A 10951-nucleotide genomic window follows, 5' to 3' on the forward strand; every position below is an offset into this window, starting at 1 on the left:
CAATTGGTATTTTCCGTCTATTACCAAATTTGATTACTCTACAATTTCAACGCCACTGATCATCGTGTAGTTAGATGCGTCTAACCAGAAACCTTTTACAGCATTACTATAGACTGCTAAGTGCTCATAGTTACGAACTGGAATATACACCGCTTCATCTAACTCCATTTGCATTGCTTTTTTGTAGATTTCATTACGTGCCTCTTGATTTGATTCAGAACGTCCTTGTTCAATTAACTTGTCTACTTCTGGGTTTGAATAGTAGAAATGGTTTCCTGGTGCTCCCATAGAAGCTGTGTGGAATAGATTATATTGGTTATAATCAGCATCCCCAGTAGCATTACCCCAACCACTAATAAATAACTGATGCTGCTCTTTCGTGATTTCTGAAATAAATGCACCGTATTCCATTACTTGAATTTCAACGTCTAATCCAATACCTTTTAATTGGGATTGAATAACTTCAGCCATATTGATTCGCTCTTTACGATCACTTGTCAGCAATTTAACTTTTGTTCCCTCTTGAACACCAGCTTCTTTTAATAATTCTTTTGCTTTTACTACATCATAGTCATACGGCTTCGTTTCACTAGAATAACCAATGATTTTTGGACTCATTGCTGAATTCGCAAGTGTCCCAACATTATCGTAAATACCACTAATAATTGCTTCACGGTCAACTGCATAGCTAATAGCTTGACGAACTTTTACATCCGATAATAATGTGTCTTTCACATTGAAACCGATAAATTCTACTGCAAGACCTTCTGCACGGAATAGATTCATAGTTGATGAATTTTCAATACGGTCAATTTCTGTAACAGGAACTTGTTCTGCGATATGAGCTTCTCCACTTTCAATCATTGCTAAACGAGTAGAATCCTCTGGCACAACTTTAAATGTTACTTTATCTACTTTCGGTACAGTACCCCAGTAATCTTTATTTGTGTTTAATGTAATTTCTTGACCAGATTTCCAAGATTCAAATACAAATGGGCCTGTCCCTACCGGATGTGTTGCTAATTCGTCAGCCGCTTCCGCAATCGCTTTCGGACTCATCATACTACCTTCTTGGCTTGCTAAAATAGATAAAAGCGGTGCATATGGTTCTTTTAATTTCAATGTAACAACATACGTATCCTCTACTACTACTTCATTAATCATTGATAATTTATCACGCTGTGGTGAACCAGTTGCAGGATCTAAGATACGGTCGAAAGTAGCTTTTACAGCCTCTGCATTAAAATCTGCACCATCATGGAATTTAATGCCCTCATTCAATGTAAACGTCCAAGTGACATCGTCTTTTTGCTCCCACTCTTTTGCTAGTAATGGAACAATTTTACGATCTCTATCAAAAGCAACTAGCGTTTCATATACTTTGCCATGAATAATATTCGCTGAAGGAATATCTGTAATAAAATGAGGATCTAAGCTTGTAGCATCCGCTGCTCTTAATACAACTAATTCTCCTCCTACACTTTTCGATCCCTCTTTGGAATCTTCCGCACTATTATTATTAGCTGTAGAGCATGCTTGCAAAACAAGTACAGTAATAAGTGCCATGAATAAAAACAACTTCATTTTCTTCATAAACATTTCCTCCTTGTGTGATTTGTTACTTACATTTCGAATTATAAAGAAATAAAATTCACTTGTTTTTTAAAATTTTTACGTGTTTTTTAAATTTTCTGACTAATACTCCATAAAATATTTACATTCTTTACGCTTTTCACTAAATTGAAATCAAATCAAATAGAAAAGGAGTATTCGATATGGATAAAGTAACTACTATCGATCATTCTGTTTTAGTGAATGCACGCAAGGCAACTAGAAAAAAAAATCTTGTTTCTTTCCTAAACAAAATCAAAAAAAATAAAGCAGCTGTCGCTGGAGGCATCATCATTCTTCTTTATATATTGATGTTTCTCATCGGACCCATTCTAGCCCCTTATGATCCATACGATGTACAGTTAGGTCAAAAATTACAAGGACCAAGTTTAGACCACCTTATGGGAACTGACGATAAAGGTCGAGATATTTTAAGTCGAATTTTATATGGATCACGTTTATCCATCGGTGTTGGTATTTCAGCCGTTTTATTTGGCGGAACAATTGGAACATTTTTAGGGCTTATCGCTGGCTATTATGGTAAATGGGTTGATTCCATTATTAGTCGAATTTTAGATATTATGCTTGCCTTCCCAGGTATCCTACTTGCCTTAGCCATTGTCAGTGCATTAGGTGCAAGTCTTATTAACGTAACAATTGCTGTAGGATTTTTCTCCATTCCAATGTTTGCACGAATCGTACGTGGATCGACAATGGAAGTTAAAAAGTTGGAATATATCGATGCTGTGAAAACACTCGGAGCAAATGATATGACAATATTAATCAAGCATATTTTCCCGAATATTTTGTCACCAATTATTGTACAAGCATCTATGCGTTTAGCGACGGCGATTCTATCTGCAGCTGGTCTGTCCTTCTTAGGGCTGGGTGCACAGCCACCATCTCCTGAATGGGGTGCCATGCTTTCAAATGGTCGTGATTTCTTGTTTACCGCTCCTTATATGGCGCTATTCCCAGGTATTATGATTTCCATACTTGTATTAGGATTTAACCTATTTGGAGATGGTTTACGCGATGCGCTAGACCCAAGAATGAAAAATTAAAGGAGAGAAGATACATGACTTTATTTATCTTAAAACGTCTAGCTCAAATTATTCCCGTGACGCTTGGTGTTACACTTGTTGTTTTTCTTATTATGCAAATGATACCAGGTGACCCGGCTATTATTTTAGCAGGAGAAGGTGCTTCACAAGAAACTGTTGAAGAATTACGTGAAAATTTAGGGCTCAATAAACCATTAGCTGTTCAATACACTGATTACATTAAAAATCTTTTACAAGGAGATATGGGTCATTCATTAAAAAATAAACAACCAGTATTTGAGGAAATTACCGCCCGTTTACCGATTACAATCGAGCTAGCCTTTTACAGTATATTAATTACCATTATTTTAGGACTTATCGCTGGCATCATCTCAGCAATTCGTCCCTATTCTTTTATGGATGCTGGCCTTATGATTGTGGCCTTATTAGGGATCTCGCTACCAAGTTTCTGGCTAGGTATTTTATTAATGTATGTTTTCTCGGTACAGCTGCATTGGCTTCCTGTTGCAGGCTGGGAAAGTGCTAAACATATTATTCTTCCTGCAGTCACTCTTGGTGCTGGTGGTGCAGCTATCGTTGCGCGTATGACTCGTTCTAGTATGTTAGACGTCGTGAATCAAGACTATATTCGAACGGCAAAAGCAAAAGGCTTAAAGGGTTACGTCATTATCCTAAAGCATGCCTTACGTAATGCTTTAATCCCAGTAATTACAGTAGTAGGTTTACAATTTGGTAGTTTACTTGGTGGAACTGTATTAGTAGAGTCTGTTTTCGCTGTCAATGGATTAGGACGCATGATTGTTGATGCTATTCGTACACGTGACATACCTGTCGTTCAAGGTGGCGTTCTTGTTGCCTCATTAATATTTGTTTTTATTAATCTTTTCGTGGATATTTTATACCGATTCTTCAATAAACGAATGGATTTAAACTAGGGAGGGAAAAACAGATGAAACAAGAAACAGTGTTGGAAGTGAAAAATTTACAAACGTATTTTTATTCAAGTGAAGGGGTTGCCAAAGCTGTTGATGGCGTATCCTTTACACTGCAAAAAGGAGAAACACTCGGTATTGTTGGTGAATCTGGTTGTGGAAAATCCATGACTTCCCTGTCATTACTACGTTTAGTACCCTCACCACCTGGAAAAATCATCAATGGTGAGATTCTATTAAATAATACGGACATCTTAAAATTATCAGATGAAGAGTTACGCAAAATTCGAGGCAATAAAATATCAATGATTTTTCAAGAGCCTATGACGAGCTTAAACCCTGTTTTATCAGTAGGTGAGCAAATAGCTGAATCGATTCGATTGCACCAAGGCTTATCTCGTAAAGAAGCATGGCAAAAGGCTGTCGATATGATTCGTCTAGTAGGAATTCCTGCACCTGAAAAAAGAGCGAAGCAGGAGCCTTATCAATTAAGTGGTGGCATGCGACAACGTATTATGATTGCGATGGCCTTAGCCTGTACACCAGATGTGTTAATTGCAGACGAACCAACAACGGCACTAGATGTAACGATTCAAGCTCAAATTATTGATATTATTCAAAACCTACAAAAACAATTAGGAATGAGTATTATCTTCATTACGCATGACTTCGGAGTTGTAGCAGAAGTTTGTGATAAAATAGCGGTTATGTATGCGGGACAGGTTGTAGAAGAAGGCACAACTGAAAGCCTTTTTGAAAAACCATTACACCCTTATACGAATGGACTTATTCAATCCTTACCGAAGCTATATGAAGATCAAGAAGAACTTTCTACTATTCATGGAACTGTTCCAAGTCCATACAATTACCCAATTGGCTGTCGTTATGCAGAACGCTGCCCATTTGCTACAGATTTATGTCGTGACAAACAACCTGAACTTCTTACAGTCGAGCAAGGGAAAAAAGTTAGATGCTGGATGTACAGCAATGAATGGCAAGGAGAAACACTTATGAAGGAGATGACAGTATGACAACGGCACATCAAACACAACCACTATTACAAGTAAATGATTTAAAACAGCATTTTTTCTTAAAAAAAGAAAAGCTCTTCGGCCCACAACAGGTTGTTAAAGCTGTTGATGGTGTTTCCTTCGATATTATGCCTGGTGAAACACTCAGCATTGTAGGAGAATCTGGCTGTGGAAAATCAACGACTGGCCGTTCTATTTTAAGATTGGATGAGCCTACTTCAGGGGAAGTATTGTTATTCGGTAAAAACTTAGTGAATATGAGTAAAAAAGAGCTACGAGCTGCACGGAAAGACATACAAATTATTTTCCAGGATCCATATGCTTCTCTTAACCCACGAAGAACGATTCGAAAAATGTTAACGGAAGCTATGTCTATTCAAAAAATAGTACCACCTGAAAAGCAGGAAGCACGTATGTTGGAATTAATGTCCCTTGTAGGGTTACGTCCAGAATATTTAGAGCGTTATCCACATGAATTTTCAGGTGGTCAGCGCCAGCGTATTGGTATCGCGAGAGCCCTTGCTGTTAATCCTAAAATTATTATTTGTGATGAATCTGTTTCTGCCTTAGATGTTTCCATTCAAGCACAAATATTAAATTTACTGAAGCAGCTACAAAGAGATTTAGATTTAACATTTCTATTTATCTCACATGATTTAAGTGTTGTTCGCCATATTTCAGACCGTATTATGGTTATGTATCTTGGGAAGGTCGTGGAAATTGCTGATAAGCAGTCACTGTTCTCACAACCACATCATCCTTATACAAAAGCACTGTTTTCATCTATTCCAGTGATTGATAAGCAACATCGCAAGGAGCGTATTATTTTAAAAGGAGACCTACCGTCACCTCTTAACCCACCTACTGGCTGTAGCTTTCACACACGTTGTCCATTCGCAACAGATAAATGCAAAGCAGAAGTTCCAGCATTACGAGAAATCACGGCAACACATAAGGTAGCTTGCCATTTTGCAGAAAATTTAGTTTAATGTACTTTACACAAATAAAATAATTGGAGAGGTCATTATGTTACAACTAGAAACCTTCAACATATATATTCTCCTATGTGTAATTGCTCCAATTATTGGAGCTTTTCTGCTTACTTTTATATTTATTTTCGAAAAACAAATCGATAGCCTTGAGGAGGAAAAAAGAAATTTAGAGCTTGAGCAGGATTTACAAAGAGCGAATATTCTCCAGTTAAATCAGCAAATACAGCCGCATTTCTTTTTTAACGCATTAAATTCATTACTAAGCCTAGCCCGCATCAATCGAAAGGAGGATTTGGTTGCGGGCATTGAGGCCTTAGCAACGTTTTTTAAATTTAAATACAATAATCATGAGGTTTTAATTGCATTAAAAAACGAGGTACAATTTGTCGATAGTTATTTAAATATCCAACAGTTACGCTTTGGACATCGTTTGACGATTCATAAGCATGTGGATGATGAGGCCCTAACTGTCCCGATACCTCCATTTATTCTGCAGACCATTATTGAAAATGCATATAAACATAGCTTTGAAAAACATATAGGACCTGCGGAATTATCTATTACGATAAAAAAAATGGATAACATATTATTAATAGAAATTAAAAATACACAACCACTTGAAAAGATAGAACATACTACTGTGCTAGTAGAGGACGAATTGCAGCAAGGTTACGGTCTTGAAAATATTAGAAAACGACTTGAGCTTATTTATGGACTCGAAAATATTTTATTCTCGATCCAAAATAATGAACAGTTTTATACTGTGACAATCCATGTTCCCGCTTAGGCTTTCTATCAATTTGAATGTGAAAGGAGAATGACACCTTGAATATATTAATCGCAGATGATGAGCCGCTAGAATTAGAGCAAATGATTTATTTATTAAAACCTCATTTTCCTAATTGGACATTCCATACTGCTCAGGATGCCTCACAAGCTCTGCAATTAGCTAAAAAGCATCGTATGACCATCGCCTTTTTAGATATTCAAATGCCTGGGAAAGATGGAATCACTTTAAGTAAGGAACTAAAGGAGCTTTATGAAGTTGATATCATTATGGTAACTGCTTATCAGACCTTTGAATATGCCCAACAAGCATTGCGTATCGGGGTAAAGGATTATCTTACAAAACCAGTTATTGCTAGCGAATTAAATGCTATCGTGGAGAAATATAAAGTGTGGAGCTCTAACCATGATGCAATCCAAAGCGCACTTTCCTATATTCATGAAAACTATTATGAAAAACTGAGTTTAAATATAATTGCAGAAAAGATTCATTTGAACCCTAGCTATTTAAGCCGTAAATTTTTGGAGGAGCAGTCCGTCGGAATTAATGAGTATATAAACAATTATCGACTAGAAATGGCTGTGAAGAAAATAAATGATAATCTGGATGCAAGTATGTCTACAATTGCAGAGAGCTGTGGTTTTAATAGCCAACACTATTTTAGTGTCGCCTTTAAGAAAAAATATAACCAATCACCACGACAATATAAATCATCTAAAATAAGTAAAGGTAATTGATTGTATGCTAAAGAAAATTCCATTGCTCGTACCATTTGCAAGTTTAAGCACTGCGGCAGGTGTTATCATTCTTTTAGCTAGATGGATTCATGGGAACTTATTATTGTCCTCACCCTCAGCCCTTATTTCTTTTGGCTTTATGGCAGGTATTTGTTATACATTAGCAACGGCTATTTCGTTTATTGTACTCGGCTCATTGTTAAATAAGAGTGATTACACGCAACATCAACATACACAAAGTTTTTTACTTTTTACGATACAGCAAAAATTAAGTGGCATGAATTTAAAAGTGATACGGCTATTTTATCTTCTGACAGGCATTGAACTATGGCTAATTCAATTAATAAGCATCAGTGTATTATCTGAAATTATGTTAAATATCCCTGTGCCTATTACACTTTTTTTATTTTTAATTATCATGTTACTTCTTGATCGGATCATGTCAGTGAAAAGTATACTATGGCTCGAAATTTTATTTATTATTGCTCTTTTTTCTTTACTTATTTTTATTCCCATTTATTACTTCGTACAAAATGGCGCAAGTACTGTATATGAAGGAATTCGCTTATACCACCCGTATTTATTTTATTTTAAAAATAGTGAGATCCTACTCTTTTTTGTTATAATTCAACTAGCTGTTTTAGGACAAGTTCTCTTTGATAAATCGACTTGGTATTTAATTGCATTTATTAAGCCAAAAAAAGTGCGTCGTAGTCTACTTTCATCAGGTGTGATCTTAGCGTTATTAACACTGTCATTCACAGCCATCTTAATGATTGCTTTATATGGTGGCTCCTTTGGCCAGTTTCAAGTTCTGATTTTCACATTTTTATATGAAGTACAACCAGGCTTTCTAACTTTTGCCTTCCTTGTTATTGTTCTATTAGCTGTTGTAACGACCTTACTAGTAGACATGCGGGCAACGAAACGATTTTTTGTGAAGAAAAGACCTTACTACTTTTATTTGATTTGTCTAATGGTTATTATATTAATTTTTTTCTTATCTATTGATTTAACTATTTTAGGTGTTATCTATTCTTTCGCCTTCTTACACATTTCAATGCTACCGTTTATGTTAATTCTGTTATTTACTAATCGTAGCATTCATCAACATAGCTGGCTGGTTCTACTGCTTTCCATGATTATCGGATTAGGTGTAGGTCTAAACTTTAACATGCTATATGGATTAGCTGCTAGCTTTATGATTTCGTGTATCTATCAATTAATGCTACAAACTGAAACTAAAGAAAAGAAGCCTGAACACTAGATTTTTTCGGGTTCAGGCTTTTGTCTTCAATTAGCTGATATAAAAAATAAATAGGCTAAGTAATAGGAGACTGACAATAGCTAAACTGATAGAAAGATAATTTCTTTTTTCCTCTCGACCGTAGCAGTAGTCTATAAAAATGGAACTAAAAAGAATAACAGTTAAGTATCCTCCAATGATGACGGTATATAAAATCCACCCTTTTACCATAAATAAAATGAGCATGACGATATTCAAAGCTTTAAGAGTCCATACAGCACGTCGATGGCCCCTAGAAACATACCCCTTTGGAATGTTGAACCTTTTCCTCATTATTTTTTCGACAAGCATATGAATAGCTAGTAGAAGGACTAGAAAAACAACATAACCTTTCATTCCAAATTTAGCTTGATCTTTGAGAGTGAGGTTTTCATAAGCCTTTGTCAGTTCTCTATTATTAACTTTATAAAATGATTTATGGTCATGATCTTCTATTAGAATACTTTCCTCACCTATGAACATCTTCAACTTAATGATCTGGTCATTTTCAAACTGTGCCCAAACATCCTGTATGGTACGAAATAAAAATTGGTTCTCTTCATATTTCTGTGTTACTGTGGCCTGCTGTAATAGCTGCTGTAATAATTCCTTTTCGGGAATTTGTTTATATACTTTTTGGCCAATCGTCCACCCAGGTCTTCCCGCTAGAAAGGTCTCCTCATCTGAATTTGAAATCATCGTATATTTTTTTACTGTTTCTTGCTGTGCCAGGGTAACAATTGAAGCTTGACGAGTTTGCTCCATCTGTCCTAATGGCCCCATCTCTACTAACAAAAGTAGTATGAGTATCGCACCTATAAAAATCAGTGGATATGACCAGCGTTTTGTTACCTTTTTTTCTTGCTGTACTCGCTGTAGAATATCCTGCTGTAATGATTGCGTAAATCGTGGTGCTTCGCCAAGTTCTTGATCCAACTTCTCTTTAAAAGTTGTCATCTACTAACACCTCCCACTCACTTTTCTCTAATCTTTCCTGTAACATTTTTCTTGCTCGGTGCAATCTAGTTTTAATCGTATTTTCTGTACATGCAAGAATATCTGCCATTTCCCTGATCTTTAATTCCTGATAATAATAAAGGATAGCTACCTCTCGATAAGTAATTGGTAACTCAAATAAAGCACACTTTAATGTTGATCGCTCATCCTTAACTACTAATTCCTTTTCCGGAGTACGTTTACTTGCACCCATATGTATTTTTTCCATCAATAGATGTCGTTTATTTTTCCAACTTCGTAGATAATCATGACTTTTATGTACGGTAATTTTGACTAAATACGTCTTTAGGGAGGATCTTTGTTCAAAACGATTCTGCTGACGATAATACGCGAAAAATACATCCTGAACAATTTCTTCAGCAATCGACCAGTCCTTTACATATAGATAAGCCACTCGTAAGCAATATTCACCGTGCTCTTCCATAATGGCTGCTAAATGCTCACTCACCCAAACACCTCCTATACACATTCACCCTATAGTCGTAATCCATTGCTTATTGGTTTCAAAAAAAGAAAATAACCGCTACGTTTTTACGATGGACATAATTTTTCAAAAACTCCACACAATAAAAAAGCATTGTAACAAGCATTTTTTTCATCGTTGATTTTAATGATTTTATTTGGAATATGTCGGTTATACACTGTATTTATCGTATTCGTATGCCAAGAAGCATACTTTTTTTCTTTTTTCTATTGAATAACTAGCAAAAAAACTGTTATAGTGAGATTGTTTGTCTGACGTCTGACTAATTAGATCTTAAGCTGTTCTTTTGAAATTGGAACATCATGGCAAAAAATATTATATATAAATATGGAGGAAATGATGAGGTACTTAATATCCTTGTGTGGATTGTTACTTGTTTTTGCATTAGCTTTTTTAATGAGTAAAAACAAAAAAGAAATAAAATATAAATATATAGTTATTATGTTAATCATCCAATTTTTATTGGCAGCTTTACTACTCAATACAACAGTTGGTTATGTTCTAATCAAAGGAATCACAAAAGTATTTGATCATTTATTATCATATGCCAATGCAGGTATATCATTTGTTTTTGGTGGTTTAGCAAATGAAGGAGAATCACCATTCTTTTTAACAGTATTATTACCGATTATCTTTATTTCAGTCTTGATCGGGATTTTACAACACTTTAGAATACTTCCCTTATTTATGAAATGGATAGGATTATTTTTAAGCAAAGTCAGTGGTATGGGAAAATTAGAGTCCTATAATGCCGTTGCTTCTGCTATGGTAGGACAATCCGAAGTATTCATAACGGTCAAAAAACAATTAGATAAGATTGCCCCTCATCGTATGTATACTTTATGTGCATCAGCTATGTCTACCGTTTCGATGTCAGTTGTTGGAGCCTACATGACAATGATTGAGCCTAAATATGTTGTAACGGCCATAGTCCTGAATCTATTTGGGGGCTTTATCATTGTGTCCATCATTAATCCTTATACTGTAGATGAAAAGGAAGATATCTTAACG

The 10951-nt window shown here is 35.5% G+C and carries 11 protein-coding genes; 8 read left to right on the forward strand and 3 right to left on the reverse strand.

Annotated elements, in window-relative coordinates; translation table 11 throughout:
- Positions 1-33 precede the first annotated feature (33 nt).
- Positions 34-1593, reverse strand: coding sequence for a glutathione ABC transporter substrate-binding protein (locus RT445_RS06675; protein WP_274794142.1), 1560 nt, complete (start codon positions 1591-1593; stop codon positions 34-36).
- Between the two features lie 182 nt (positions 1594-1775).
- Between RT445_RS06675 and RT445_RS06680 the strand changes: the two genes are divergently transcribed.
- The 7 genes from RT445_RS06680 to RT445_RS06710 are packed head-to-tail and all read left to right on the forward strand — an operon-like array spanning position 1776 to position 8421.
- Entirely contained in the window at positions 1776-2675 is a 900-nt protein-coding gene (locus RT445_RS06680) for an ABC transporter permease (RefSeq protein WP_274794143.1), read from the forward strand.
- A gap of 14 nt (positions 2676-2689) precedes the next feature.
- Positions 2690-3610 (forward strand): nickel ABC transporter permease, encoded by a 921-nt coding sequence (gene nikB, locus RT445_RS06685; protein WP_274794144.1) that lies wholly within the window; start codon positions 2690-2692, stop codon positions 3608-3610.
- Positions 3611-3624: 14 nt separating this feature from the next.
- Positions 3625-4638 (forward strand): ABC transporter ATP-binding protein, encoded by a 1014-nt coding sequence (locus tag RT445_RS06690; RefSeq protein ID WP_312506625.1) that lies wholly within the window; start codon positions 3625-3627, stop codon positions 4636-4638.
- Positions 4635-5627, forward strand: coding sequence for an ABC transporter ATP-binding protein (locus RT445_RS06695; RefSeq protein WP_274794146.1), 993 nt, complete (start codon positions 4635-4637; stop codon positions 5625-5627). Before RT445_RS06690 ends, RT445_RS06695 begins: the two co-directional genes overlap by 4 nt.
- Before the next feature lie 37 nt (positions 5628-5664).
- Positions 5665-6417 carry a sensor histidine kinase gene (locus tag RT445_RS06700; RefSeq protein WP_312506626.1) on the forward strand — a complete coding sequence of 251 codons (753 nt, stop codon included), beginning with the start codon at positions 5665-5667 and terminating at the stop codon, positions 6415-6417.
- A 38-nt stretch (positions 6418-6455) separates the two neighbouring features.
- The gene (locus RT445_RS06705) at positions 6456-7154 is read left to right on the forward strand and encodes a response regulator transcription factor (RefSeq protein ID WP_274794148.1); all 699 of its coding nucleotides are present in this window, start codon (positions 6456-6458) and stop codon (positions 7152-7154) included.
- A gap of 4 nt (positions 7155-7158) precedes the next feature.
- Entirely contained in the window at positions 7159-8421 is a 1263-nt protein-coding gene (locus RT445_RS06710; protein WP_274794149.1) for a permease, read from the forward strand.
- Positions 8422-8451: 30 nt separating this feature from the next.
- Here RT445_RS06710 and RT445_RS06715 read toward each other — a convergent pair whose 3' ends face one another.
- Entirely contained in the window at positions 8452-9396 is a 945-nt protein-coding gene (locus RT445_RS06715) for a hypothetical protein (protein WP_312506627.1), read from the reverse strand.
- A complete protein-coding gene (locus RT445_RS06720) occupies positions 9383-9904 on the reverse strand; it encodes a sigma-70 family RNA polymerase sigma factor (RefSeq protein WP_312506628.1) in 522 nt (173 codons plus the stop codon). Before RT445_RS06720 ends, RT445_RS06715 begins: the two co-directional genes overlap by 14 nt.
- Before the next feature lie 375 nt (positions 9905-10279).
- On the opposite strand from RT445_RS06720, the gene RT445_RS06725 reads away from it, so the two are divergent.
- Positions 10280-10951, forward strand: a 672-nt coding sequence (locus RT445_RS06725) for a Na+ dependent nucleoside transporter N-terminal domain-containing protein (protein WP_313470187.1), incomplete at its 3' end; no start/stop codon positions are given.

It is taken from the genome of Lysinibacillus sp., assembly GCF_032093475.1.
GTDB lineage: Bacteria > Bacillota > Bacilli > Bacillales_A > Planococcaceae > Lysinibacillus > Lysinibacillus irui.